Source organism: Pseudonocardia nantongensis, assembly GCF_046546495.1.
Taxonomy (GTDB): domain Bacteria; phylum Actinomycetota; class Actinomycetes; order Mycobacteriales; family Pseudonocardiaceae; genus Pseudonocardia; species Pseudonocardia nantongensis.
Map to the genome: position 1 here is coordinate 89416 of NZ_JBKGXT010000018.1, position 24489 is coordinate 113904.

Here is a 24489-nt window from a genome sequence, read left to right on the forward strand (position 1 = left end):
CTGCTCCGCGCTGCGCGCTCGCCGGTGCCGGGCGGACCATGACGTTCTCGCCGGTGCTGCGGTGGCCCTGGTTCGTGGTGTCGCTGGTTCGTGGTGTCACTGATTACCACCGGGTAGCCGGTACTCAAGGTACACGGTACTCTAGGTTTCGTGAAGGTAGGACGGGACAGGCGGGACAGCCGGTGGGATGCGCACCGCGAGCAGCGGCGCGTCCAGCTCGTCGGCGCCGCCGTCGCGGCGATCCGCCGGCACGGGGCCGGGATCGGGATGGACGGGATCGCGGCCGCGGCGGGGACCAGCAAGACCGTCGTCTACCGGCACTTCGGTGACCGATCCGGTCTCTACGCCGCGATCTGCGAGTCGGTGGCCGGAGTGCTGCTCGCGGAGGTCCGCCGGGCCACCGCGGACGCCCTCGGCGACCCCGCCCGCGGTCCGCGCGCGGCCGTCTCCGCGGGCATCGACGCCTACCTCCGGCTGATCGAGATCGACCCGGAGCTGTACCGCTTCGTGGTGCACCGGCCGCTGCTGACCCACGGGCCCGCCCCGCGCCGCGACACCCCGGAGCCGGCCGACGGGCCACCCGACCCGGTGCACGACCTGGTCACGGTGATCGGCGACGAGGTCGCCGCCGTGATCGCCGCGCACCTGCGGGACCCGGAGCAGCGCGCCGCCGCCCGCATCCGGGGGCACGCGATCGTCGGGCTGGTCCGCGGGGCCGCCGACGACTGGCTCGCCCGCCCGGACGGGACACCGCGCGACCGGCTCACCGTCCACCTCACCGACCTGGCCTGGTCCGGCCTGTCCGGACTGGCACCGCACGTGCAGGAGGTTCCGTCATGACCCGCAGCACCGCTCCGGAGACCGTCCCGACCGAGGAGCTGCGCGCCGTCCTCGACGGGCGGTGGGCACACGTCCGGCAGGACACCCGCGCCCAGCTCGCCGAGCAGGACCTGCGACCGGACCCGGACTTCACCTCCGAGCAGTACCGGGCGCACATCGGCGAGTCGATGAAGCTGCTGACCGCCAGCGGCCGCCCGCTCACCGGGTTCGACCCGGCCGTCGGCGGCGACGGCGACGTCGGCGGCGTGGTCACCGCGTTCGCGATGCTCGCCTACGGCGACCTGTCGCTGCTGGTCAAGGCCGGTGTCCAGTGGGGCCTGTTCGGCGGCGCGGTGCAGGTACTGGGCACCGAGCGGCACCACGAGCGCTACCTGCGGCAGATCATCGACGGCGAGCTGCTGGGCTGCTTCGCGATGACCGAGTCCGGGCACGGCTCGGACGTGCAGCACCTGCACACCACCGCCACCTACGACCGCGACGCCGGCGAGTTCGTGATCGACACCCCGTACCCCGCGGCGCGCAAGGAGTACATCGGCAACGCCGCCCGGGACGGCCGGATGGCCGTGGTGTTCGCGCAGCTGATCACCGACGACACCCGGCCCGGCGTGCACGCGTTCCTGGTCCCGCTGCGCGACGCCGAGGGCAGGCCGCTGCCCGGCGTCACGATCGGCGACGACGGCCGCAAGGCCGGCCTGAACGGCGTCGACAACGGGCGGCTGAGCTTCGCACGCGTGCGGGTCCCGCGGGAGAACCTGCTCAACCGGTTCGCCGACGTCGCGGCGGACGGGACCTACTCGTCGCCGATCGCGAACGAGACCGCCCGGTTCTTCACCATGCTCGGCACCCTGGTCCGCGGCCGGATCTCGGTGGCCGGAGGGGCCGGCGGCGCGGCGCAGAAGGCGCTGGCGCTCGCGGTGCGCTTCGGCGAGCGGCGCCGGCAGTTCTCGCACCCGTCCACCGGCGAGGAGATCGCCGTCCTGGACTACCTCGCCCACCAGCGCAAGCTGCTGCCCGCGCTGGCGACGACCTACGCGCTGCACTTCACCCAGGACGACCTGGTGGCCCGGATGCACGCCGTCCAGGCGCCGGGGGCCGGCCCGGTCGGCGCCCGCGAGCAGCGGACCCTGGAGCAGTCCGCCGCCGGGATCAAGGCGGTCGCCACCTGGCATGCCACGCAGACCATCCAGACCTGCCGGGAGGCCTGCGGTGGCGCCGGGTACCTGGAGGAGAACCTGCTGCCCGCGCTGAAGGCGGACACCGACGTGTTCACCACCTTCGAGGGCGACAACACGGTGCTGCTGCAGCTGCTGGCCAAGGAGCTGCTGTCCGACTACGGCCGGACGATCAAGAAGGGCAACCCGCTGGAGATCGCCCCGCTGCTCGGGCGCCAGCTGGCCGGGGTGCTCGCCGAGCGCACCGGGGCGGCGTCGCTGACCCGGCGACTGCCGTTGCGCTGGCTCGACCTGAGCGACCGCAGGCGCCGCCGCGAGCTGCTGGAGACCCGCCGCGACGACACCCTGGCCACCGCGATCCGGCACCTCGCGCCGGCGATGCGCAAGGGCAACGACGAGTTCGCGGTGTTCAACGACGCCCAGGACCTGCTGCTGGTCGCGGCCCGGGCGCACGTCGACGTGCTGGTCGAGACGTCGTTCCGGGAAGCGGTCGAGAAGGTCCGGGAACCGGCCGTGCGGGAGCTCCTGGGGCGCGTCTACGACCTGCACGTGCTGACGACGATCGAGCGCGAGCGGGCCTGGTACCTGGAGACCGGGCGGCTCACCGCCGCCGAGTCCCGGTCGCTGCGGCCGCTGGTCAACGACCTGTGCGCCGAGCTCCGGCCGCACGCCCGGACCCTGGTCGACGGGTTCGGCGTCCCGGAGAACCGGCTGGCCTGCCCGATGCTCGACGACGCCGCCTGGGAGCCGGTCCCCTCCGGCACCCCGCCGGCACCGACCGAGCAGGTGGAGACGGGCTGAGCCCGCACGGGCGCACGTGACCCGGGCCACGCACGAGCCGGGCGCAGCGCGCTGCCCGACGTGCCTAGGCTCGAGGGGTCCCGTGGATGTCCCGCAGTGAGGTGCCCGTGCCCGTCTCCCCGATCCACCCTCCGACCGACGCCGAGGAGTCCGGGCTCCGGGTCACCGAGCGGAAGTCCGCGGCCGCGGGCGCGAAGGCCGTCGCCATCAGCGTGCGGCGCTCGTTCCGGGAGCAGGGGCTGGTCAAGACCGCCCGGAACCTGCTCCGCCTGAACCAGGCCGAGGGCTTCGACTGCATGAGCTGCGCCTGGCCGGACCCCGAGCCGGGCGAGCGGCACACCGCCGAGTTCTGCGAGAACGGCGCCAAGGCCGTCGCCTGGGAGGGCGACCGCCGCCAGGTCACGCCGGAGTTCTTCGCGCAGCACCCGATCGAGGACCTGAAGACCCGCAGCGCGCACTGGCTGGAGAGCCAGGGACGGCTGCTGCACCCGATGGTCCGCCGGGGCGGCGGCACGCACTACGAGCCGATCAGCTGGGATAGCGCGTTCGCGCTGGTCGCGTCGCACCTGAACCGCCTGGCGAGCCCGGACGAGGCGATCTTCTACACCTCCGGCCGGGCGTCCAACGAGGCCGCGTTCGTCTACCAGCTCCTCGTCCGCGCGTTCGGCACGAACAACCTCCCCGACTGCTCGAACATGTGTCACGAGTCGACCGGGGTCGGGCTCGCCGAGTCGATCGGCGTCGGGAAGGGCACGGTGTCGCTGCGCGACATCCACGAGGCCGACCTCGTCATCCTCTCCGGCCAGAACCCGGGCACCAACCACCCACGGATGCTGTCCGCCCTGGAGACCGCGAAGCGCAACGGGGCGACGATCGTCGCGATCAACCCGCTGCCCGAGGCCGGGCTGTTCAAGTTCGACAACCCGCAGACCGCGCGCGGGATGTCCGGCATCGGCACCCGGCTCGCCGACGAGTTCGTGCAGATCCGCTCGGGCGGCGACCTCGCGCTGTGGCAGGCGTTCGGCCACCTGTTGCTGGCCGCCGAGGGGCGCAGCCCGGGCACCGTCCTGGACCGCGACTTCGTCGAGCGGCACACGAACGGGTTCGAGGAGTACGCGGCACACGTCGAGGACCTCGACCGCGACGCCGTCGTGCACGCGACCGGGCTCGACTGGTCGCAGATCGAGCGGGTCGCGGCCCTGCTCGCGAGCTCGGAGCGGACCGTGAACTGCTGGGCGATGGGCATCACCCAGCACCGCAACGCGGTGAACACGATCAAGGAGATGGTGAACGTCGCCCTGCTCCAGGGCATGATCGGCAAGCCGGGTGCCGGCCTGTGCCCGGTCCGCGGCCACTCCAACGTGCAGGGCGACCGCACGATGGGCATCTGGGAGCAGATGCCGGACGGCTTCCTCGACGCGCTCCGTGACGAGTTCGGCTTCGAGCCGCCCCGCGAGCACGGCTACGACTCGATCGCCGCCGTCAAGGCGATGGACGCGAGCCCGGGGAAGGTGTTCGTCGGTCTCGGCGGCAACTTCTCCCAGGCCATGTCGGACACCGGTGTCACCGAGCCCGCGCTGGAGAAGTGCGCGCTGACCGTCCAGATCTCCACGAAGCTGAACCGGTCGCACGCCGTCGCGGGCACCGACGCGTTGATCCTCCCGACGCTGGGCCGGACCGAGAAGGACCTGACCGGCGGCCACGTCCAGAAGGTCACCGTCGAGGACTCGATGTCGGCCGTGCACGCCTCGCACGGCCGCTCGCAGCCGGCCGGTGAGCTGCTGCGGTCCGAGGTCGACATCCTCTGCGGCGTCGCACGTGCCCTCTTCGGCGACGACCACTCCGTCCCGTGGGCGCAGTTCGCGACCGACTACGACCGGATCCGGGACTCGATCGGCCGCGTCGTGCCGGGCTGCGAGGCCTACGCGGAGAAGATCGCCCGCTCTGGCGGCTTCACCCTGCCGCACCCGCCCCGGGACGACCGGGCCTTCCCGACCGCGTCCGGCAAGGCCGAGTTCACGGTCAGCCCGATCCAGGTCACGACGCTGCCGGAGGGCAGGCTGGTCCTGCAGAGCCTGCGCAGCCACGACCAGTTCAACACCACGATCTACGGGCTGGACGACCGCTACCGCGGCATCCACTCCGGCCGCCGGGTCGTGTTCATCTCCCCGGACGACCTGCACGAGCTCGGTTACGCCGACGGCGACCGCGTCGACCTGGTCAGCGAGTGGACCGACGGCTCGGAGCGCCGCGCCGACGACTTCCGGCTGGTGTCGTACTCGACGCCGAAGGGATGCGTCGCCGCGTACTACCCGGAGACCAACCCGCTGGTCCCGCTGGACTCGTTCGCCGAGGGCTCCCGCTGTCCGACGTCGAAGTGGGTGCAGGTCCGGCTCGAGCCGGCTCACCGCGTGGTGTGAGTCCGGCCACCGGATCGGCGGGTCCGGTGCGGAATGCTGGTCACCCCTCGTGAGGTTGCACCGTGTCGTGGCGACACGAGGGGGGAACCGGTGCCTGGCGCGAACACTGCGAGCACTGCGAGCACTGCGAGCGTCGTGAAGTCGGCGAACACGGCGAACGCTGCCGGCACGACACCGAGCCGGGTACGGCTCGCGCTGATCCTCGGCGCGCTGATCGCGCTCGGACCGCTCACGATCGACACCTACCTGCCCGCACTCCCGGACGTCGGCCAGGACCTGGCCGCATCCGGGACCACGGTGCAGCTCACCCTGACCGGCACGCTCGCCGGTCTCGCACTGGGCCAGATCCTGATCGGCCCGCTGTCGGACGCCTACGGCCGTCGCCTGCCGCTGCTGCTCGGCACCGGGTTGCACGTGCTGGCGTCCGCGCTGGTGGCGGTGGCCCCGTCGATCGAGGTGCTGGGCGTGTTGCGGGTGCTGCAGGGCGTCGGTGCGTCCGCGGGCGCGGTGATCGGTCTCGCCATCGTGCGCGACCTGTTCACCGGCCGCGCGGCCGCGACCATGCTGTCCCGGCTGATGCTCGTGATGGGCGCCGCCCCGGTGCTGGCACCGACGCTGGGCGCGGTGCTGCTCAACTGGGTCTCCTGGCGCGGGGTGTTCCTCTTCCTCGCCGGGTACGGCCTGGTCATGGTGGCCGTCGTGACGGCCGGGCTGCCCGAGACCCTGCCCGTGTCGCGGCGGCGCGCCGCACGCGTCGGCCCGACCGTGCGCACCTACGGGGCGTTGCTGCGGGACCGGACGTTCGTCGGCCTGGTGCTGGTCGCGGGCCTCGCGATGGGCGCGCTGTTCTCCTACGTCTCCGGCGCCGCCTACGTCTACCAGCAGCAGTTCGGGATGGACCAGCAGACGTTCGGGCTGGCCTTCGGCGCCGGGGCGATCTGGCTCGTCATCGGCACCCAGCTGAACCCGGTGCTGCTGCGGTACCTGGAGCCGCGCCGGGTGCTCACCGGGGCGATCGGTGTGGGCGTGCTGGCCGGGCTGGCGCTCGCGGTGCTGACCGCGACCGGGATCGGAGGTATCGGCGCGGTCCTCGCCGGAGTCTGGGCACTGCTGCTCTCCTGCGGTTTCGTCATGCCGAACGCGCCGGCGCTGGCACTGGCCCGGCACGGAGAGTCGGCCGGGACCGCGGCGGCGCTGCTCGGGGCGCTGCAGTTCGGCCTGGGTGCGGCGACCTCACCGGTGGTCGGGCTCCTCGGCAACGACGCGGCCGCGATGGGGGCCGCGATGTTCGGCGCGATCGCCCTGTCCGGGCTGTCCCTGGTGCTGGTGGTACGGCCGTGGACGCTGCCCGACCTCAACGGGCCCGAGCCCGCCTGAGCCCGCTCTCTTGACCTGAAGTGAACTTCAGATTCTATCGTTCCGGCGCATGGACGCCAGCATCTACATGGCCATGCACCACGCCAGCTCCGATCCGGGCCGGCAGAACCGGCCCGCCGGGGAGACGACCAGGCGGATACTCCGGCTCGCCCGGCCACACCGCAGACGGATGGCGTGGTTCCTCACCGCGAGCACGGCGGGCGCGGTCCTCACCGTCGTCACCCCGGTCCTGGCCGGGCGGGCGACCGACGCGATCACCTCGGGTGCCCCGCTGTCCGTGCTGGCGGCCGTCGCCGGGCTGATCGCGGCGGCCGCGGTCGCCGAGTCCGCGCTGAGCCTGGTCACCCGGTGGCTGTCGGCGAACCTCGGCGAGGGTCTGATCCACCAGCTGCGCACGACGGTGTTCGACCACGTGCAGCGGATGCCGGTCGCGTTCTTCACCCGCACCCGGACCGGCGCGCTGGTGTCCCGGCTGAACTCGGACGTGCTCGGTGCGCAGCGGGCGTTCTCCGACACCCTCGCCGGGGTGGTGTCCAACCTGGTCACCCTGCTGCTCACGCTCGGCGTGATGCTGGCGATCTCGTGGCCGGTGACGCTGCTGGCGGCGCTGCTGCTGCCGGTGTTCCTCGTCCCGGCCCGGCTGATGGGACGCCGGCTGGCCGCGCTGGAACGGGAGGCCGCCGACCACAACGCGGCGATGAGCACCCGGATGACCGAGCGCTTCTCCGCGCCCGGCGCGACGCTGGTCAAGCTGTTCGGCCGGCCTTCCCAGGAGTCCGCCGAGTTCGCCGAGCGCGCGGACCGGGTCCGCACGATCGGCGTCCGCTCGGCGATGCTGCAGTGGGTCTTCGTGACCGCGCTGACGCTGGCGTCGTCGCTGGCGGTGGCGCTGGTCTACGGCGTCGGCGGCGGGTTCGCGCTGGCCGGGGCGCTGTCCGCCGGTGACGTCGTCGCCCTGGCGATGCTGCTGACCCGGCTCTACCAGCCGCTGACCGCGCTGGCCGGGGCCCGGATGGAGATCATGACGGTGCTGGTCAGCTTCGAGCGGGTCTTCGAGGTGCTGGACCTGAGGCCGATGATCGACGACGCACCGGACGCCCGGCCGGTGCCCGCCGGGCCGCTGGGCGTCGAGTTCGACCATGTCTCGTTCGCCTACCCGACCGCGGAGCAGGTGTCGCTGGCCTCGCTGGAGGAGGTCGCGGTGCTGGACGCCCGCGGCGGGGAGACGGTCCTGCAGGAGGTGTCCTTCACCGTCCCGGCCGGACGGATGGTGGCGCTGGTCGGATCGTCGGGCGCGGGCAAGTCGACGGTCGCCCAGCTGGTGGCCCGGCTCTACGACGCCGGCTCCGGCGCCGTCCGGATCGGCGGCGAGGACGTGCGGGAGCTGACCGCCGAGTCGGTGCACCGCGCGGTCGGCTTCGTGACCCAGGACGGGCACCTGCTGCACGACACGGTCGCCGCGAACCTGCGGATCGGCGCGCCGGAGGCGACCGACCCCGAGCTGTGGGCGGCGTTGCGCCGGGCCCGGCTCGAGGACCTGGTGGCCTCGCTGCCGGACGGCCTGGACACGACCGTCGGGGAGCGCGGGTACCGGCTCTCCGGCGGGGAGCGGCAGCGGATGACGATCGCCCGGGTGCTGCTCGCCCGGCCGCGGGTGGTGGTACTCGACGAGGCCACCGCCAGCCTGGACTCGACCTCCGAGGCCGCGGTGCAGGCCGCACTGGCCGAGGCGCTGGAGGGCCGGACGGCGATCGTGATCGCGCACCGGCTGTCCACCGTCCGGAACGTCGACGAGATCCTGGTCCTGGAGGCGGGCCGCGTCGTCGAGCGGGGCGGACACTCGTCGTTGCTGGCACGCGACGGGCGTTACGCCGAGCTGGTGGGCGCTGCGCACCCGTGAGCGCCCTACCGGAAGTCGTCCGGGGAGACCTCGTCGATGAACTCGCGGAACTGCTGGAGCTGCGCGTCCGGCGGTTCCGCGAGGACCTCGCCCACCGCGGCCCGGGCCTGGGCGCCTGCCCCGGAGGCGTCCTCGGAGTCCGGCGGCAGGATGTCCTCGATCGGCTGCCCCACCTCGTCCAGGACGTGCTCGGCCATCCCGATCGGCAGGTCCTCGCGGACGGCGACGGCCAGCGCGTCGGACGGTTTGACCGCGACCCGCAGGCCGCCGTCGAACACCAGCTCGGCGGTGTAGACCCCGTCGGCCAGGTCGGTGATCTCGACCGACTCGCACGCCCGGCCGAGGGCGGTGACCACCGGGATCAGGATGTCCTGGGTGAGCGCGACGCTCCGGTCGTCCCGGGCGCCGACGGCGATCACCTCGGCCTGCGGGGGCCGCAGGAACACCGGCACGCACCGGTCCCCACCCGCCTCGCCGAGCAGCAGCACCGGCTGTCGGGAACGGGCGTGCACGATCAGGCGCAGGACGTGCATCGTCCGGGACATCGGCCCCTCCCCGGTCGCTCCGTGCCGGCCAACCTCGGCGAGCTCCCAGTTTCCCCGGTCCGGAGCGCCGGGGGTGTCTCACAACGAGACGCTTCGGTATCGATGTTCGCTCCGCAAGCTCCGCTCGGTGTCGATGTTCGCTCCGCAAGCTCCGCTCGGCGCCGATACTCGCTCCGCAAGCTCCGCTCGGTGTCGATGTTCGCTCCGCAAGCTCCGCTCGGCGCCGACGTTCGCTCCGCGAGCTCAGCCCCGCGCCAACCAGGGCATCGCGGTCGCGGCGACCGTGAGGAACTGGACGTTCGCGCCGAGCGGCAGCCCGGCCATGTAGCGCACCGCGTCGGCGACGTGCCCGACGTCGAACGTCGGTTCCGGCCGGACCGACCCGTCGGCCTGCGGCGCGCCGGCGGCGACGCCCGCGGTCATGTCGGTGGCGGCGTTGCCGATGTCGATCTGCCCGCAGGCGATGCCGAACGCTCGGCCGTCCAGCGACAGCGACCTGGTCAGGCCGGTGATCGCGTGCTTGGTGGCGGTGTAGGCCGCGCTGCGCGGGCGCGGGACGTGCGCCGAGATCGAGCCGTTGTTGATGATCCGACCGCCCTGCGGGTGCTGCCGGCGCATCGCCGCGAATGCCTCCCGCGCGCACAGGAACGAGCCGGTCAGGTTGATCGCGACGGTGTCGCTCCAGTCCGCGACGGCGATCTCGTCGACGGTGCCGCCCGGCCCGAAGGTGCCTGCGTTGTTGACCAGCAGGTCGACCCGGCCCCAGCGGTCGGCGACCGCGGCGAACAGCGCCGCCACCGAGTCCGGGTCCGCGACGTCGGTGGCGACGGTGAGCGCGTCCGCGTGCCCGGTGGCGACGGCGTCGAGCCGGTCGGCTCGCCGCCCGGCCAGCGCGACCCGCCAGCCGTCGTCGAGCAGGGCGCGGGCCACCGCCCCGCCGATGCCCGATCCGGCCCCGGTCACGACCGCCACGCCACTCATCCCCGCAGCTTCGCACGCGGTCGTCCGGGACGCGCCGAACGAGCGTTGCGACACGGGTCGTCCGCACGACCACATCGCAACACTCGCGCTCACCCGGTGTGCGCAGAGCAAAGGCGGCATCGCGCCGTATCCGGCCGTCTACGACGATGACGAGACAGCAGCAGAGAGCCCGAGCGAGCAGCGCCCATCGCGGCTTCTCGGGTCGTCTCGGACGAGCGTTAGACGGCGAGATACGACGGCATCGAACGCGACCCGTCGCACCGTCTACGACTTTCTAGCTCGCTGACGAGAGAGCAGGAGACTGCCGCATCGAACCGCAGGCATGACGTCGTCTACGCTTCTCTATCCTGTTCGCGAGATCCCTCCATACGCCCCGATCGAACCGCGTAGGCGCAGCGTAGCACGTATCTATCGAACTAACGTGCGAGGACCCTCGACCGCGCCGTCGCCCGCCGCCGTGAGCGCGAGCGACCCCGCCACCGCGCGGTCGGCCCGGCGTCGCACGGCCCCCGGGGACTCGCCGACCACCCGGGCGAACGCCGAGCGGGACATCGCGGCCGTCGCGGCGGTCCGGGACCGCGCCGCGCCGGCGCCCGGCGGACGAGGCGGCCGCGGTGAACACCCCGCTGAACAACGCCCTGGACCGCGGCGGCGGATGGTCGGCGTTCGAGCGCCGGTGGACGGTCGCGAACCACGCCCGGGCGGCGACGTCGGCACTCGCCGTGGTCGTACAGCTCCTCCAGGACGACCGGTGCTCGAACGTGTGTGCGACATCTCGGGGACCTGTCTGGCCTCCGAGCGGTCAGCGGGGGCACGCTGGTCCGCGACGCCCGCTCCCCCGGGCGGGACCGATGGACCCGACCGATCCCCGGGGGAGCATGAACGCCCACGAACGACGCCGGCTGGCCGCGCTGCGTGCTGACCGCGAGACCGTCCTGGCCGCCGCCGAGGCGCTGCGGCACCAGGCCGTTCAGTCGCACTACGCCGGACTGGCCCGGCCCGAGACGGCCTTCGGCCTGGCGTCGATCCTCGAGCTGCTCGCTCTCCGGATCGCCGACCAGCCCCCGGACGTCCGCGCGCACGTCGTGCGGATCGCCCGGGAGATGACCGGGGACGGCATGGACCTGCCGACGGTACGCCGCAACCGTCGGCGGTGATCCACGCTGTCCACAGCAGGGACGAGTTGTCCACAGATGTGCACACAGCTGGGGACAGCTCGAACCCGTGTTCGACGCCACACCGTCACCCCTGTTCGGGGGCTAGCGGACGCCCTCCATGAGCACCTTCAGCTTCGGCACGATCGCCACGACGACCAGGCCGACGACGATCGCCGCGATCCCGGTGATGCCGAAGTACGCCACCTCGTTCTCGGCGCTGTAGAACCCGCCGAGCACGCCGGCGAGCACCGTGCCCATCGACACCGACAGGTAGAACAGCGCCACCATCTGGGTGCGGAACGCCTGCGGGGCGAGCTTCGTGGACAGCGACTGCCCGACCGGTGAGGTGAACAGCTCGCCGAGGCAGAAGATCAGCAGGATGCCGGCCAGCGCGAGCAGCGGGGTGCCGTTCGCGCCGGTGCCGGCCAGCGGGATGAACAGCAGGAACCCGGCTCCGATGATGATCGTGCCGATGGCCATCTTCAGCGGCGACGCCGGCTGGCGCGACCCCAGCTTGGTCCACACCGCCGCGAAGACACCTGCCAGCAGCACGACGAAGAACGGCTCGATCGCCTGCACCGACCCGGCCGGGATCTCGAACAGGCCGAACACGGACCGGTCGGTCCGTTCCTCGGCGTAGATCGCCACCACGGTGAAGATCTGCTGGAAGATCGCCCAGAACATCGCGCTGGCGACCCACATCGGCAGGAACGCGAGCACCCGGCGGCGCTCGATCCGCTCCACCTTCGGGCTGGTCAGCATCAGCGTGAAGTAGGCGATCGTCGCGACCGCGACGATCGCGGTGACGATCAGGTCGAGCCGGCCGGCGGTGATCACGTCGGTGAGGACCAGGATCAGCACCACGACGAGGGCGGCGGCGCCGAGCGCCCCGAAGCGCACCTTCTGGGCCTGCGGCAGCGGGTTGGGCACGAGCCTGCCCTCGGGCGGGAGGTTCTTCCGGAGGAACGTGTACTGGATCAGGCCGAGCGCCATCCCGACGGCCGCGAGGCCGAAGCCGATATGGAAGCTCGCCGTCGTGCTCTGCACGACCGGGGTGAGGATCTGGCCGACCAGGGCGCCGATGTTCACGCCCAGGTAGAAGATCGAGAATCCGGCGTCGCGGCGGTCGTCGCCCTCGCCGTAGAGCATCGCGATGAGGGTCGACGCGTTCGCCTTGATGCCGCCGCTGCCCAGCGCGACCAGCACCAGGCCGACGGCCAGCCCGGCGCTCCCGGGAAGCAGGGCCAGCGAGATGTGCCCGGCCATGACGGAGATCGCGCTGCCGAACAGCACCCGCTCCGGGCCGAACAGCCGGTCACCCGCCCAGGCGGCGAGGATCGTGGAGAGGTAGACGGTCCCGCCGTAGGCGCCGACGACGCCGGCGGCGACACCCTGGTCGTAGCCGAGGCCGCCTTCGGTGACGGCGTAGTACATGTAGTACAGCAGGATCGCCTGCATGCCGTAGAAGGAGAAACGCTCCCACATCTCGACGCCGAACAGCGTCCCGAGCTGGGTGGGATGGCCGAGAAAGGTCTTCTCCCGGCGTGGCGATGGAGAGGTGAGGTCGGTCACCGGGCTGGTCTACACCCCGTCGTTGTGCGAGGTAAAGATGGAGCTACCGATCGGTAGCTCACACTTCACCCGGTCGCAACCAGACCTCACAACGTGGCCGGGCCCTCCTCCGGGATCATCCCGAGCCGGCCGGCGACGGCGGCCAGCACGTCCTGCACGGCGACGGTGTCGGCCAGCGGCATCATCGGGCTCTCGGTCTCGCCGGCGGCGACCCGCCGGGTGACCTCGTCGATCTCGTGCACGAACCCGGCGCCGGTGGCCGGGAGCACGATCTCCTCGGGCTCCGCGCCGTGCCGGTGCAGCACGATCCGGTCCGGGTGGTGGAAGCGCGGGGGCACCTCGATCCAGCCCTCGGCGCCGATCACCCGGGCCGAGCCGGGCATCGCGGACCGCAGGCTGATCTGCAACGCCGCGTTGCGCCCGTCCGGCCAGCCGAGCAGGATCGAGGACTCGACGTCGACGCCGCTCGGAGCCAGCTCGCCCGCGGCCGCGATCACCGACGGGCTGCCCAGCACCATCTGCGCGAACGAGATCGGGTAGACGCCGAGGTCGAACAGCGCGCCGCCGCCGAGCTCGGGGGAGAAGAACCGGTCGTCGGAGCCGGACCGGTTGCGCACGCCGAGGTCGGCCTGCACCGAGCGGACCTCGCCGATCGCACCCTCGGCGACCAGCTCCCGCAGCCGCCGGACGGCCGGGAAGAACCGGGTCCACATGGCCTCCATCGCGAACACCCCGGTCCGCCTGGCCGTCGCGGCGATCTCCCGGGTCGCCACCGAGCTGACCGTGAACGCCTTCTCGACCATGACCGCGGTGCCGGACTCCAGCGCTGCCAGCGCGATCGCGCGGTGCTGCGGGTGCGGTGTCGCGACGTAGACGACGTCGACCCCCGGGTCGTCGAGGATGTCCCGGTAGGACGTGTGCACGGTGCCGATGCCGTGCTTCGCGGCGAACGCCCCGGCGCGTTCCGCGGAACGCGAGGCGACCGCGACCAGCTCCGCGCCCTCGACGTGCGCGAAGTCCGGCGCCATCTTGTCGGCGATCCGGCCCGGGCCGATGATTCCCCACCTCACGGTCATGGGACCGATCCTGCCGGACAGGTCCGGAAAATCCTCGCGGTGGGGCGATGAGTCCCGGCGGGCACCCCGGTCTCCCCTCTCGAACGGCACCGGAACGCCCGGGGCCACAGAGGAATCCAGGAGCCCCGCGATGCCGAACATGATCTTCCCGAACCTGCCGGTCGCCGACCTCGCCGCGTCGAAGGCGTTCTACTCCGCACTGGGCTTCAGCCTGAACGAGCAGTTCTCCGACGAGAGCACCGCGTCGTTCGTGGTCAGCGACGCCGTCGTGATCATGGTGATGACCCAGGAGCGGTTCACCGAGTTCACCAAGCAGCCCGGTACCGCCGACCCGAAGATCGCCCGCGAGGTCATCAACGCGCTGGGGGTGGAGAGTCGCGACGAGGTCGACAAGCTGGCCGACGCCGGCATCGCGGCCGGTGGCGCGGTCGGCGGCGACACCCAGGAGCACGGCTTCATGTACGGCCGCAGCGTCGACGACCCGGACGGGCACCGCTGGGAGTTCGTCTGGATGGACCCGTCCGCGATCGCCGGCTCCTGAGCTCCGGGCCGCCGTGGCGAGGGGTCGCGGCGGCCCAGTGACGCACCGGTGGGTTCCGGGGGCCGGGTCAGACCGAGCGGAGCGGACGCGTCTTCCGGACCAGGCCGTCGATCGCCAGAGGGTAGCCGTCCACCCCGAACCCGACGACGATCCCCGCGGCCACCGGGGAGACGTAGGAGTGGTGCCGGAACGTCTCACGACCGTGCACGTTCGAGATGTGCACCTCGATCGTCGGGAGCTCGGCGCCCTCGATCGCGTCGTGCAGGGCGACCGAGGTGTGGGTGTAGGCGGCGGCGTTGAGCACCGCACCGAGGGCGTCGCCCCGCTTCACCGCGGCCCCGGCCTCGTGGATCCAGTCCACCAGCACGCCCTCGTGGTTGGTCTGCCGGAAGTCCAGGCTCAGGCCGTGCCCGGTGGCTGCCTCCCGGCAGAGTGCTTCGACGTCGGGGAGCACCGTGCGGCCGTACACCTCCGGCTTCCGGACCCCGAGCAGGTTCAGGTTCGGGCCGTTGAACACGAACACGGTGGTCATTACGGCGGGTCCTCCGGGGTCGGCGGCTCGGGCCGCCGATCATGCCGCATCCGGACGCCGCGTCCCACTCCGTCGCCCGTCCGGAACCTATCCTGGTCGGCGTGTCGCAGGAACCAGCAACCGGCGGGCCCGATCCGCACCGGAAGGTCCGTGCCGCCGACCGCGACCGGGAACGGGTCGCGGACCGGTTGCGCCGGGCGTTCGGTGAGGGCCGGCTGACCGTCGAGGAGTTCGACGAGCGGACCGCGGCTACCTACCGGGCCCGGACCTACGGCGAGCTGGACGACCTCACCGCGGATCTTCCGGGGAGCCTGTGGTGACGCCGTCGCCACCGGGGGCCCGCTCGACGGCGCCGTCCGGACCGGCGTCCCGGGGCTGCGTGGACGGCAGGGCCGGCTGCTCGCTGTCCTGACCGGACACGGCGTCCGGGAGGGGCTCGGCGCTCGCTTCCGTCTCGTCGCCGGTCTCCTGCTCCTCCGGCTCCTCGACCGTGGCGCTCGCGGCGCCGCCCCCGCCCCCGGCGCCGCGGTCGAGGAACCGCAGCAGCTCGACCGGGAACGGCATGACCAGCGTGCTGTTCTTCTCCGCCGCGACGTCGTTCATGGTCTGGAGCAGCCGCAGCTGCAGTGCACTCGGGGTCCGGTCCATCGCCGCGGCGGCACGGGACAGCTTGTCCGAGGCCTGCAGCTCACCCTCCGCGGAGATCACCCGGGCGCGGCGGTCGCGCTCGGCCTCGGCCTGCCGCGACATCGACCGGCGCATGCCCTCGGGCAGCGAGATGTCCTTGACCTCGACCCGGTCGATCGTGATGCCCCACTCCTCGGTCGGGGCGTCGATCACCTCCCGCAGCTCGCTGTTGATCCGGGTCCGGTCGGACAGCAGCGTGTCCAGGTCGGCCCGGCCGATCACCGAGCGCAACGAGGTCTGCGCCACCTGCGACGTGGCGTGCATGTAGTTCTGGACGTTGATGACCGCGCGTTCCGGGTCCTCGACCCGGAAGTAGACGACCGCGTCGACCCCGACCGTGACGTTGTCGCGGGTGATGGCGCCCTGCGAGGGGACGTCGAGCACCAGGGTCTGGATCGAGACCTTGCGCATCCGGTCCGCGACCGGGATCAGCAACCGCAGCCCCGGTTGGCGCACCTGCGGCAGCAGCCGGCCGAAGCGGAGCACGATGCCACGCTCGTACTGTTGCACCATCCGGATGCTCGAGCCGGCCAGCAACCCGACCAGCAGCACGATCAACAGGAGGGTCGTCAACACACCCATCCGGGGCTCTCCTTCCGCCCTCGCCCGCACGCCTTACGTGCCGGGACGCCGGTGGCGCGGGACAGCGACGGCCCGTACCCCGACCGTACGCGCGGCGCGCGGCGGCAACCGGTGGACCAGCACCGATGTCGCCCCGCAAGCTCCGCTCAGCCGGTCCAGCCCGGGCGGACCAGGCCGGACTCGTACGCCAGTACCACGAGCTGGGCGCGGTCCCGCGCGCCGAGCTTGGTCATGGCCCGGCTGACGTGGGTCTTCGCGGTCGTGGGGCTCATGTGCAGCCGGCCGGCGATCTCGTCGTTGGACAGCCCCGCGGCGACCTCGGCCAGCACCTCGCGCTCCCGGTCGGTCAGCCCCTCCAGCACCCCGGCGTCGGTGGGCCCGCCGCGCGAGCGCGCCGCGAACTCGGCGATCAGGGTCCGGGTGACGGCCGGAGCCAGCAACGCCTCACCGTCGTGCACCACCCGGATCGCGGTGATCAGGTCGGCCGGCTCGGCGTCCTTGACCAGGAACCCACTCGCACCGCCGCGGATCGCCTCGAAGACGTACGAGTCGTCGGTGAAGGTGGTCAGCACGACCACCTTCACCCCGGACAGCGCGGGGTCGGCGGTGATCTCCCGGGTGGCGGTGAGGCCGTCGGTACCGGGCATCCGGATGTCCATCAGGACGACGTCCGGGTGGTGTTCCCGGACGGCGGCCAGCGCCAGTTCCCCGTCCGCGGCCTCGGCCACCACGGCCAGGTCCGGCTGGGACCCGAGCAGGGCACGGAACCCGGAGCGCACCAGCGCCTGGTCGTCGGCGAGCAGGACGCGGATCACCGGTCCACCGTCCCCGATCCGGGGACCCGGTCGCGGTCCGGCCCGTGGGTGGTCCGGGGCGCGATGTCGGGAGCCGGGTCCTGCAGGGCAGGGCCGCCCGCTTCCGGAGGCGTGCCGGCCGGGGCGGTGCCGTCCACCGTCGCCGTGTCCGGAACGGTCGGGGTCGCCGAGGTCGGGGCCGAGCCTTCCGGGGCGACCGGGGTCGAGGCCGAGCCCTCCGCGATCGGGGTGGCTGCGGGAAGCCGGGCGTGCACCCGGAACCCGCGCTCCGGGCCGGCGCCGGCCTCCAGCGTCCCGCCCGCGGACCGGGCCCGCTCGCGCATGCCGGTGAGCCCGGTGCCGTCGGCCGCGTGCGGGCCGGGGCCCGCGCCGTCGTCGTGGATCCGCAGGTCAAGGACGTCGGCACCGTAGCCGAGGGTGACCACGGCGGTCGCGGCGCCGGCGTGCCGGCGGACGTTGGTCAGCGACTCCTGCACGATCCGGTACGCGGCCAGGTCGGTCCCGGTCGGCAGCGGTCGCGGCTCACCCTCGGTGCGGCGCCGGACGGCCAGCCCGGCCGCGCGGACCTCGTCGAGCAGCGCGTCCAACCGGTCCAGGCCCGGCGTCGGCAGCCGCGGGGCCTGCTCGTCCACCCCGCGCAGCACGCCGAGGGTGGAGCGCATCTCGCGCAGCAGGTCGCGGCTGGCCCGCTTGATCTCGGTCAGCGCGGTGCGGGTCTGTTCCGGGTCGTCGTCCATCAGGAACAACGCCACCCCGGCCTGCACGTTGATCAGCGAGACGTGGTGACCGAGCACGTCGTGCAGCTCCTGGGCGATCCGCAGCCGCTCCTCGCCGGCATGCCGCCGCCGTTCCTCCTCGGCGGCCCGGCGGGCATGCTCGATCCGCTCGCGACGGACCCGCCAGAGTGCGCCACCCGCGAAGAGCGCGGCGAGCCAGGCCAGCACCGGACCGGTCGCGGCCCACGGCACCGGCACCCCGGCCAGCAGGAACCACCCGAGCAGCACGGCCGCGGCCCCGCCGACCACGGCCAGCGCCCGGTGGTGCAGTCCGGCGGCCACCGCGGACACCAGCGCGACGGCGAGCGCGAGCCCGGTCGGGCCGGTCGGCGGATAGCCGAGCCCCAGGTAGCCGACGAGGGCACCCGCGGTCACCGCCAGCGCCGCGACCCGGTTCGACCGCCGGAAGACCAGCGCGAGCGGCCCCACCGCGAGCAGCGCGACGGCCACGCCGTCGATCGGGGTTCCCTCGACCGGGACGATCGGGGGGTCCCAGGAGCGGCGCATCGTGCCGAACACGGTGCCGCCCGCGGTGAGCAGCGCGACGACCGCCGGCAGGACGAGGGTCCGCAACACCCCGCCCCACCAGCTCGGACGGCTCACGGTGGGCACGCCGGACACGGTAGCCCCGGGCACCGACGGCGAGCGTCCTCCGGACGGTGACGGCCGCCGTACTCCGCCGGCAGTACCGGCCACGCCCGTGCTGCCCCCGGGGCAGCAGTCCGATCGGCGACTGCGGACGGACGCGCGCGCCCCCGGTGCGCGGCCACCCTTCCGACCATGACGACGACCGCCGACTCACCCGGCACCTCCGACCGCACACCTACGCCGATCACCGTCCCGGACGGCGTCGGGCCGCCGCGCACCATGGCCCCCGGCGGATCCGAGGTGCTCGCCTCCGACCCGGAACGCGAGCACGTCGCGGGACGGCTGCGCGAGGCCGCGGCGGAAGGTCGGCTGACCCTCACCGAGTCCGACGAGCGGCAGGCCGCCGCCTACGCCGCGCGGATCCGCGCCGAACTGATCCCGCTGGTCTCCGACCTCCCGGAGACGCGCCGACCGCGCCGTGCACGCCGGGGCGAGCTGACCCCGCGCGCCCGCCGGAACCTCACCGTGCACGCCGGGGTCGTGGCGGCCCTGCTCGTGCTCATGGTCCTCGGCGGAGTGATCGGCTTCGTGCCGTTCGTCCCGGCCGGCCCGGTCCTGCTGCTGTTGCTGACCGTGTTCGTCCACAGCCGCCGGGCCGAGCGCGGGCCCTCGCCCGACGAGACGGTCCCGCCGGAGCTGAGGTGACCACCGTCGGTGCCCGGGCGGCGACGTCCCGCCGGCTGGCCCGGGGACCGCGGGCCGCGCTGCGCACCGGGCACGTCCTGCTGGCGACCGGATGGACGGGCTTGTCGCTGGTGATGCTCGTGCTCCCGGCCGCCGTGCTGCTGCAGGACGCCGGGACCGGCTTCGCCGTGGCTGCGATGTCGACGGTGGGCAACGGCGTCATCCCGTTCTTCGCGGTCGGCACCGTGCTGACCGGGGCGATCCTCGGGGCCCGGACGGCGTGGGGGTTGTTCCGGTACCGGTGGGTGGTCGCGAAGACGGTGCTGGCCCTGACGGTGATCGTCGGGTCGGTCCTGCTGAACACCCGCTGGATCGAGATCGCCGCGACCGCCGAGGACCGCTCGGTGCTCTGGTCGCTGGTCCTCAGCTCGGCGCTGCACCAGGCGATGCTGCTCACCGCGGCCGTGCTCTCGGTGGAGAAGCCCGGCGGACGGCTCCGCCGCCGTTTATAAGCATCCATACAGTTGCATAGTTGATCGCGTGACCGACGTGGACGCCGTCTTCCGGGCCCTCGCGGACCCGACACGGCGGCAGATCCTCGACCGGCTGCACGAGCACAGCGGGCAGACGCTCGGTGAGCTGTGCCGGGGGCTGGGGATGAGCCGGCAGGCCGTCTCCAAGCACCTGGCGCTGCTGGAGGACGCCGGGCTGGTGTCGACGCTGCGCCGCGGCCGGGAGAAGCTCCACCACCTCGATCCGGTGCCCATCCAGGAGATCCACGACCGGTGGATCGGGAAGTTCGAGCGAGGCCGGGTGCAGGTGATCACCGGCCTGCGCACCGCGCTGGAGGACAGCGATGACCGCGACCGGTGACCGTGCCCACGTCTACACGACCTACATCCGCAGCACCGCCGAGCAGCGGTTCCGGGCGCTGACCACGCCGGAGTTCACGATGCAGTACCGGGGCGGCGCCACCGATCCGGAGAAGGCGCGTGCCGGGACGTGCGCGTTCTCCGCCGGCGCGCGCGTTCCTCCACAGGGCGCGCGTTCTTCCGTCGGCGGGCGTTCCCCGTGTCGCGGGCCGCGTCAGTGGGTGTCGTCGGCGGCGCGACGGAACAGGCGGAGCCACCGGGGGCGGCAAGCCGGTGCCCGCGCCCCGTCGGGACCGGGGGCCGGGTGTCCGGCGTCGGGCCGCGGTGACCGGCGATGCCGGCGGGCGGCGCGCCAGCGCTCGACGACCGCATCGGCGTCGAGCCTGCGGATCGGGACGCGCGGCCCCATCGGATGCCGCATGTGATCGACGACCCGGGAGTTGACCTCCGCGACGTGCTCCCGGACCCGGCGCTCGTCACCGAACCGGGCCACCGTCGCGTCGATCCGGTCGAGTTCCTTGCGCAGCTGGACCGACGGCGGCAGCAACGCCTCGGAGGAGATCCCCTCGCGCTGCAGGTAGCCGCGCACCCACCAGTTCTCGTCGATCGGGCCGGTGGTCCCGGCCCCCGGCAACGGCTTGCCCTTGCCGGGAAGATCGTCGAAGTCCCCCCGCTCCACGGCCTCCCGGATCGTCCGGTCGACGGGTGACTCGAAGCGCGGACCCGGTGCGTTCATGCGGACCACCCCCGAAGCACGGTAGGCGATTCTGTCGGTGGTCGCCGCCACACTCACCGCCATGACCGACGATCGCACCGACGCCATGACCACCGCACCCGTCCGGGAACGCTCCCTGGACCTGGCCCGGCACCACCCCGGCCGCCGCGCCGGGCACCAGGCCGCCCGCGTCCGGCAGGCCGGCGGCGCGGACCGCAACTGGCGGCTCGGCGCGGACGGCGAGCAGCGCACCGCGCAACGGCTGCAGCTGCTGACCGGCCGTACCCGCCAGGACCGGCTGCTGCACCGGCCGCCGCGCTGGCAGGTGCTGCACTCGGTCCCGCTGGACGGCGGAGCGGCCGACCTGGACCACGTCCTGATCGGACCACCGGGCGTCTGTGTGATCAATACCCGGCACCACCGGGACCGGAAGGTGCTGCTGGATGGCGAACGGCTGATCGTGTCCGGGATCCGCACCGACGCGGTACCGCGATCCCGCGCCGAGGCGGCGCGGGTGCGGCAGCTGCTGCTGCCGCGGCTGGACACCGCGGTCCGGTTCCCGGTGCGGGCGGTGATCGCGGTGGTCGGCGCTCCGGTCCGGGCGCGGCGGTGGCCGGACGACGTCGTCGTCGCCACCGAGAGCGCGCTGCTCCCGGCGCTGCGCGGAATGTCCCCGGTGCTCGGCGCCCGGACGGTGGAGGAGGTGTACGAGGTCGCCCGCAGCGCCGGTACCTGGTGCTGACCGGGCCGGTCGCGCCCCGCGCCGGACCCGTCGACGATGATCGGGCGGGCCGGGCGGACCGGCCGGCGATGAGGAGGAGGCACACGATGGCCGGTGACCGGACGATCGCCCCCGACCTGCGCCGGGCCGCCCGATGGGTACCGCCGCTGCCGCTCGGCCACCCCCGGCTGCTGCCGCTGCTGAGTTGGCTGTCCCGCCGATCCGGGCCGGTCGCGACCGACGGCGTCCGCGCGACCACCCACCCCGGACCGCCCGCAGTGCGGGTCTACGGTCCCGACCGGCAGCGCACCGACGCGGCACTGTTGTGGATCCACGGCGGCGGCCTGGTCCTCGGCTCGGTCCTGCTCGACGACGCCCGGTGCGGCGCGATCGCCGCCGAGCTGGGGATCACCGTCGTCTCGGTGGAGTACCGGCTCGCACCGGTCGATCCGTTCCCGGCGGCCCTCGACGACTGCCATGCCGCGTGGACCTGGCTGCTCCGCTCCACCGACCGGCTCGGGATCGATCCGCACCGGATCGCTGTCGGCGGGGCGAGCGCGGGGGCCGGGCTCGCCGCCGCGCTGGCCCAGCGCCTGCACGACGAGGCCGCCGCCCCGGAGCCGCGGGACCAGACCGGGCACCCGGCCGCGCCGGGCCCGACCGGAGCGGAACCGGGCGCACCGGGACCGACCGTGCAGCCCGCCGCGCAGTGGCTCTACTACCCGATGCTCGACGACCGCACCGCCGCCCGCCGGGAGCTGGACCGGCCCCGGCACCTGGTCTGGAGCAACCGCAACAACGCGGTCGGCTGGCGCAGCTACCTCGGCCGGGAACCGGGCTCGACCGACCTGCCGCCCTACGCCGCCCCTGCCCGGCGGGAGGACCTCGCCGGGCTGCCGACGGCATGGATCGGCGTCGGCGACGTCGACCTGTTCCACGACGAGGACCTCGCCTACGCCCAGCGGCTACGGGCCGCCGGGGTGGACGTGACCGTCGACGTCGTGCGCGGCGCACCGCACGGCTTCGACGGCTGGGCCTCCGGCACCCGGACCGCGGACGACTTCACCACCCGCGCCGTCACCTGGTTGCGCACCGCACTCGATTGACCGGCGGATCGGCGGTGACGGACGATCGCCGTGAGATCGTCACGACACCAACGGCGGTGCACCTCCATGTCCGACACGTTCACCTTCGCCGGGCGGGACGGCACCGCCGTCACCGCCTACCGCTGGCTCCCCGACGGCCCGCCGGGCGCGCCCGTCCGGGGCATCGTCGCGCTCACGCACGGCATGGGCGAGCACGCCCTGCGCTACGTCGCGCTGGCCGACACGCTCACCGCCCGCGACTTCGCGGTCTACGCCCAGGACCACCGCGGGCACGGCGCCACCGCCGGTGGCCCGGACGGCTACGGCGTCCTCGGTGACGACGGCTGGGAGCAGCTCGTCGAGGACGTCGGGCTGCTGTCCGACCTCGCCCGCGCGGAGCATCCGGGCGCCGGGCTGGTGCTGCTCGGGCACAGCATGGGGTCGTTCGCGGTGCAGCAGTACCTGGTCCGGGACGCCACCCCGCCGGACGCGGTCGTGCTCTCCGGCACCGCGGTGCTGGACCTGATGGAGGCCGGGATGGATCTGTCGGGGCCGATGGACCTGTCGTCGTTCAACGCCGCGTTCGAGCCGCGCACCGGGTTCGAGTGGCTGTCCCGGGACCCGGCCCAGGTCGACGCCTATGTCGCCGACGCGCGCTGCGGCTTCGGCCTCGACACCCCCGGCACGCAGGCGATGTTCGCCGGCGCCCGCCCGCTCGCCTCGCCCGGCACGCTGCACCGGATCCCCGGCGGGCTGCCGGTCTACGTGGTGGTCGGCGACGAGGACCCGGTGAATGCCGGCCTGACGCTGGTCCGCCCGCTCACCGAGCGTTACGCCGCGGCCGGGCTGACCGACGTCACGCTGCGGGTCTGGCCGGGTGCCCGGCACGAGGTGTTCAACGAGACCAACCGCGACGAGATCGTCGCGGACCTGCTGGCCTGGCTGGACCGGGTCGCACCGGAGCGGAAGGACGGGTAGTGCACGTCGACACCACCGGCGGGTTCACCGCCGACCCCCTGGAGACCGAGCGGCTCGCCATCGAGGCGGAGAAGGACGGCTACCACGCGGTCTCGGTCCCGGAGACCAGCCACGACGCGTTCGTCGCGCTCGGACTGGCCGCGCGGGCGACCTCCCGGATCCGCCTGCAGTCCGGGATCGCCGTCGCGTTCGCCCGCAACCCGATGTCGCTGGCCTACCAGGCCAACGACATCTCGCTGATCTCCGGCGGCCGGTTCGACCTCGGTATCGGATCGCAGGTGAAGCCGCACATCGAGCGCCGGTTCGGGATGCCGTGGAGCCGCCCCGCGGCGCGGATGGAGGACTTCATCAGCGCGCTGCGGGCGATTTGGGACGCCTGGGCCACCGGCGACCGGCTGCGCTACCAGGGCGAGTTCTACCAGCACACCCTGATGACCGAGTTCTTCTCGCCGGGGCCGAACCCGCACGGGACGGCGCCGGTGATGCTGGCCGCGGTCGGCGAGCGGATGACCGAGGTGGCCGGCCGGGTCACCGACGGGCTGCTCGCGCACTCGCTCACCACACCGTCCTACCTGGGCGGGGTGACGCTGCCCGCGGTGCGCCGCGGGCGCGGCCGCGACGGCTTGGACGGTTTCGACGTGTGCCTGCCGGTGTTCGCGGTACTCGGCGCGGACGCCGACGCCCGCGCCGCCGCCGAAGCCGGGGTGCGCCGGCAGATCGCGTTCTACGCCTCCACCCCGCCGTACCGGCCGGTGCTGGAGCACCACGGCCGCGGCGAGCTGGCCGACCGGCTCAACGCGCTCTCCCGGCAGCAGGCGTGGGACGAGATGGCCGGCCTGATCGACGACGAGGTGCTGGACCTGTTCGCCGTCGCCGGGTCCCCGGCCGAGGTCGCGACGGCGATGACCGACCGCTACCGCGGGCTGGTCGACCGGATCTCGCTCTACACCCCCTACGATGCCGATCCCGGGCTGGTGCTGGACACCACGACCCGGCTCCGTGCCGCCACCTGAGCACACCGCACGCACGAGCACACCGCACGCACGACGACGGCCGGTGACCGCGCAGGGTC

At 73.3% G+C, this 24489-nt stretch carries 24 protein-coding genes; 15 read left to right on the forward strand and 9 right to left on the reverse strand.

All coding sequences use genetic code 11. The features are described from left to right. Positions 1-150: 150 nt before the first annotated feature. The 5 genes from ACLFMI_RS19510 to ACLFMI_RS19530 all read left to right on the forward strand — a co-directional run bounded on the left by ACLFMI_RS19510 (position 151) and on the right by ACLFMI_RS19530 (position 8510). A complete protein-coding gene (locus ACLFMI_RS19510) occupies positions 151-840 on the forward strand; it encodes a TetR family transcriptional regulator (RefSeq protein WP_410949334.1) in 690 nt (229 codons plus the stop codon). Then, positions 837-2813, forward strand: coding sequence for an acyl-CoA dehydrogenase family protein (locus ACLFMI_RS19515; protein WP_410949335.1), 1977 nt, complete (start codon positions 837-839; stop codon positions 2811-2813). Before ACLFMI_RS19510 ends, ACLFMI_RS19515 begins: the two co-directional genes overlap by 4 nt. A 107-nt stretch (positions 2814-2920) precedes the next feature. Further along, positions 2921-5233 (forward strand): FdhF/YdeP family oxidoreductase, encoded by a 2313-nt coding sequence (locus ACLFMI_RS19520; protein ID WP_410949336.1) that lies wholly within the window; start codon positions 2921-2923, stop codon positions 5231-5233. A 135-nt stretch (positions 5234-5368) separates the two neighbouring features. Beyond that, a complete protein-coding gene (locus ACLFMI_RS19525) occupies positions 5369-6610 on the forward strand; it encodes a multidrug effflux MFS transporter (protein WP_410949337.1) in 1242 nt (413 codons plus the stop codon). A 67-nt stretch (positions 6611-6677) separates the two neighbouring features. Further along, entirely contained in the window at positions 6678-8510 is a 1833-nt protein-coding gene (locus ACLFMI_RS19530; RefSeq protein WP_410949402.1) for an ABC transporter ATP-binding protein, read from the forward strand. Positions 8511-8515: 5 nt separating this feature from the next. Here the strand turns inward: ACLFMI_RS19530 and ACLFMI_RS19535 are convergent, their stop codons facing one another. Together ACLFMI_RS19535 and ACLFMI_RS19540 are read right to left on the reverse strand one after the other, a co-directional pair. Further along, on the reverse strand, positions 8516-9055 hold the full coding sequence (locus tag ACLFMI_RS19535) for a bifunctional nuclease family protein (RefSeq protein WP_410949338.1): 540 nt from the start codon (positions 9053-9055) through the stop codon (positions 8516-8518). Positions 9056-9298: 243 nt separating this feature from the next. Further along, the gene (locus ACLFMI_RS19540) at positions 9299-10036 is read right to left on the reverse strand and encodes an SDR family oxidoreductase (RefSeq protein ID WP_410949339.1); all 738 of its coding nucleotides are present in this window, start codon (positions 10034-10036) and stop codon (positions 9299-9301) included. Positions 10037-10914: 878 nt separating this feature from the next. Between ACLFMI_RS19540 and ACLFMI_RS19545 the strand changes: the two genes are divergently transcribed. Continuing rightward, positions 10915-11193, forward strand: coding sequence for a hypothetical protein (locus ACLFMI_RS19545; RefSeq protein ID WP_410949340.1), 279 nt, complete (start codon positions 10915-10917; stop codon positions 11191-11193). 102 nt (positions 11194-11295) lie between these two features. On the opposite strand, the gene ACLFMI_RS19550 is transcribed toward ACLFMI_RS19545, so the two are convergent. Together ACLFMI_RS19550 and ACLFMI_RS19555 are read right to left on the reverse strand one after the other, a co-directional pair. Continuing rightward, on the reverse strand, positions 11296-12765 hold the full coding sequence (locus tag ACLFMI_RS19550; RefSeq protein WP_410949341.1) for a peptide MFS transporter: 1470 nt from the start codon (positions 12763-12765) through the stop codon (positions 11296-11298). 86 nt (positions 12766-12851) lie between these two features. Then, positions 12852-13841, reverse strand: a complete 990-nt coding sequence (locus ACLFMI_RS19555) for a Gfo/Idh/MocA family protein (RefSeq protein WP_410949342.1) — start codon at positions 13839-13841, stop codon at positions 12852-12854. 130 nt (positions 13842-13971) lie between these two features. Between ACLFMI_RS19555 and ACLFMI_RS19560 the strand changes: the two genes are divergently transcribed. Next, positions 13972-14382: a VOC family protein gene (locus ACLFMI_RS19560; protein ID WP_410949343.1), complete on the forward strand. Its 411-nt coding sequence runs from the start codon at positions 13972-13974 to the stop codon at positions 14380-14382. 67 nt (positions 14383-14449) lie between these two features. Here ACLFMI_RS19560 and aroQ read toward each other — a convergent pair whose 3' ends face one another. Continuing rightward, positions 14450-14914, reverse strand: a complete 465-nt coding sequence (gene aroQ, locus ACLFMI_RS19565) for a type II 3-dehydroquinate dehydratase (protein WP_410949344.1) — start codon at positions 14912-14914, stop codon at positions 14450-14452. A 101-nt stretch (positions 14915-15015) separates the two neighbouring features. Between aroQ and ACLFMI_RS19570 the strand changes: the two genes are divergently transcribed. Beyond that, positions 15016-15234 (forward strand): DUF1707 SHOCT-like domain-containing protein, encoded by a 219-nt coding sequence (locus ACLFMI_RS19570; protein WP_410949345.1) that lies wholly within the window; start codon positions 15016-15018, stop codon positions 15232-15234. Here ACLFMI_RS19570 and ACLFMI_RS19575 read toward each other — a convergent pair. From ACLFMI_RS19575 to ACLFMI_RS19585, 3 genes are all read right to left on the reverse strand, one after another. Beyond that, positions 15203-16183, reverse strand: coding sequence for a slipin family protein (locus ACLFMI_RS19575; RefSeq protein ID WP_410949346.1), 981 nt, complete (start codon positions 16181-16183; stop codon positions 15203-15205). The two genes, ACLFMI_RS19570 and ACLFMI_RS19575, sit on opposite strands and share 32 nt — an antisense overlap. Positions 16184-16329: 146 nt before the next feature. Continuing rightward, positions 16330-16998, reverse strand: coding sequence for a response regulator transcription factor (locus ACLFMI_RS19580; RefSeq protein WP_410949347.1), 669 nt, complete (start codon positions 16996-16998; stop codon positions 16330-16332). Beyond that, positions 16995-18386 carry a sensor histidine kinase gene (locus tag ACLFMI_RS19585; RefSeq protein WP_410949348.1) on the reverse strand — a complete coding sequence of 464 codons (1392 nt, stop codon included), beginning with the start codon at positions 18384-18386 and terminating at the stop codon, positions 16995-16997. Before ACLFMI_RS19585 ends, ACLFMI_RS19580 begins: the two co-directional genes overlap by 4 nt. A 168-nt stretch (positions 18387-18554) precedes the next feature. Here ACLFMI_RS19585 and ACLFMI_RS19590 point away from each other — a divergent pair, with 168 nt between their 5' ends. From ACLFMI_RS19590 to ACLFMI_RS19600, 3 genes are read left to right on the forward strand one after another with little or no spacing between them, the layout of a single operon-like run. Continuing rightward, the gene (locus ACLFMI_RS19590; protein ID WP_410949349.1) at positions 18555-19067 is read left to right on the forward strand and encodes a DUF1707 SHOCT-like domain-containing protein; all 513 of its coding nucleotides are present in this window, start codon (positions 18555-18557) and stop codon (positions 19065-19067) included. After that, positions 19064-19558 (forward strand): hypothetical protein, encoded by a 495-nt coding sequence (locus ACLFMI_RS19595; RefSeq protein WP_410949350.1) that lies wholly within the window; start codon positions 19064-19066, stop codon positions 19556-19558. The genes ACLFMI_RS19590 and ACLFMI_RS19595 overlap by 4 nt, the downstream gene beginning before the upstream one ends. Before the next feature lie 28 nt (positions 19559-19586). Further along, complete coding sequence (locus tag ACLFMI_RS19600) at positions 19587-19919, forward strand: ArsR/SmtB family transcription factor (protein WP_410949351.1); 333 nt, start codon at positions 19587-19589, stop codon at positions 19917-19919. 213 nt (positions 19920-20132) lie between these two features. Here ACLFMI_RS19600 and ACLFMI_RS19605 read toward each other — a convergent pair whose 3' ends face one another. After that, entirely contained in the window at positions 20133-20654 is a 522-nt protein-coding gene (locus ACLFMI_RS19605) for a DnaJ family domain-containing protein (protein WP_410949352.1), read from the reverse strand. A gap of 61 nt (positions 20655-20715) precedes the next feature. Here ACLFMI_RS19605 and ACLFMI_RS19610 point away from each other — a divergent pair, with 61 nt between their 5' ends. From ACLFMI_RS19610 to ACLFMI_RS19625, 4 genes are all read left to right on the forward strand, one after another. Next, complete coding sequence (locus tag ACLFMI_RS19610; RefSeq protein WP_410949353.1) at positions 20716-21375, forward strand: nuclease-related domain-containing protein; 660 nt, start codon at positions 20716-20718, stop codon at positions 21373-21375. Between the two features lie 86 nt (positions 21376-21461). Next, positions 21462-22460 (forward strand): alpha/beta hydrolase, encoded by a 999-nt coding sequence (locus ACLFMI_RS19615; protein WP_410949354.1) that lies wholly within the window; start codon positions 21462-21464, stop codon positions 22458-22460. Positions 22461-22526: 66 nt separating this feature from the next. Then, complete coding sequence (locus tag ACLFMI_RS19620) at positions 22527-23417, forward strand: alpha/beta fold hydrolase (RefSeq protein WP_410949355.1); 891 nt, start codon at positions 22527-22529, stop codon at positions 23415-23417. After that, positions 23417-24430, forward strand: a complete 1014-nt coding sequence (locus ACLFMI_RS19625; RefSeq protein WP_410949356.1) for a TIGR03617 family F420-dependent LLM class oxidoreductase — start codon at positions 23417-23419, stop codon at positions 24428-24430. Before ACLFMI_RS19620 ends, ACLFMI_RS19625 begins: the two co-directional genes overlap by 1 nt. The last annotated feature ends 59 nt before the right edge of the window (positions 24431-24489 follow it).

What these genes read in the sequence shown, in the direction of transcription:
- ACLFMI_RS19535 (WP_410949338.1), bottom strand. Translation starts at nt 9,055, where the DNA reads ATGTCCCGGACGATGCACGTCCTGCGCCTGATCGTGCACGCCCGTTCC.
- aroQ (WP_410949344.1), bottom strand. Translation starts at nt 14,914, where the DNA reads ATGACCACCGTGTTCGTGTTCAACGGCCCGAACCTGAACCTGCTCGGG.
- ACLFMI_RS19610 (WP_410949353.1), top strand. Translation starts at nt 20,716, where the DNA reads ATGACCGACGATCGCACCGACGCCATGACCACCGCACCCGTCCGGGAA.
- ACLFMI_RS19545 (WP_410949340.1), top strand. Translation starts at nt 10,915, where the DNA reads ATGAACGCCCACGAACGACGCCGGCTGGCCGCGCTGCGTGCTGACCGC.
- ACLFMI_RS19555 (WP_410949342.1), bottom strand. Translation starts at nt 13,841, where the DNA reads ATGACCGTGAGGTGGGGAATCATCGGCCCGGGCCGGATCGCCGACAAG.
- ACLFMI_RS19575 (WP_410949346.1), bottom strand. Translation starts at nt 16,183, where the DNA reads ATGGGTGTGTTGACGACCCTCCTGTTGATCGTGCTGCTGGTCGGGTTG.
- ACLFMI_RS19515 (WP_410949335.1), top strand. Translation starts at nt 837, where the DNA reads ATGACCCGCAGCACCGCTCCGGAGACCGTCCCGACCGAGGAGCTGCGC.
- ACLFMI_RS19560 (WP_410949343.1), top strand. Translation starts at nt 13,972, where the DNA reads ATGCCGAACATGATCTTCCCGAACCTGCCGGTCGCCGACCTCGCCGCG.
- ACLFMI_RS19615 (WP_410949354.1), top strand. Translation starts at nt 21,462, where the DNA reads ATGGCCGGTGACCGGACGATCGCCCCCGACCTGCGCCGGGCCGCCCGA.
- ACLFMI_RS19530 (WP_410949402.1), top strand. Translation starts at nt 6,678, where the DNA reads ATGGCCATGCACCACGCCAGCTCCGATCCGGGCCGGCAGAACCGGCCC.
- ACLFMI_RS19620 (WP_410949355.1), top strand. Translation starts at nt 22,527, where the DNA reads ATGTCCGACACGTTCACCTTCGCCGGGCGGGACGGCACCGCCGTCACC.
- ACLFMI_RS19590 (WP_410949349.1), top strand. Translation starts at nt 18,555, where the DNA reads ATGACGACGACCGCCGACTCACCCGGCACCTCCGACCGCACACCTACG.
- ACLFMI_RS19605 (WP_410949352.1), bottom strand. Translation starts at nt 20,654, where the DNA reads ATGAACGCACCGGGTCCGCGCTTCGAGTCACCCGTCGACCGGACGATC.
- ACLFMI_RS19540 (WP_410949339.1), bottom strand. Translation starts at nt 10,036, where the DNA reads ATGAGTGGCGTGGCGGTCGTGACCGGGGCCGGATCGGGCATCGGCGGG.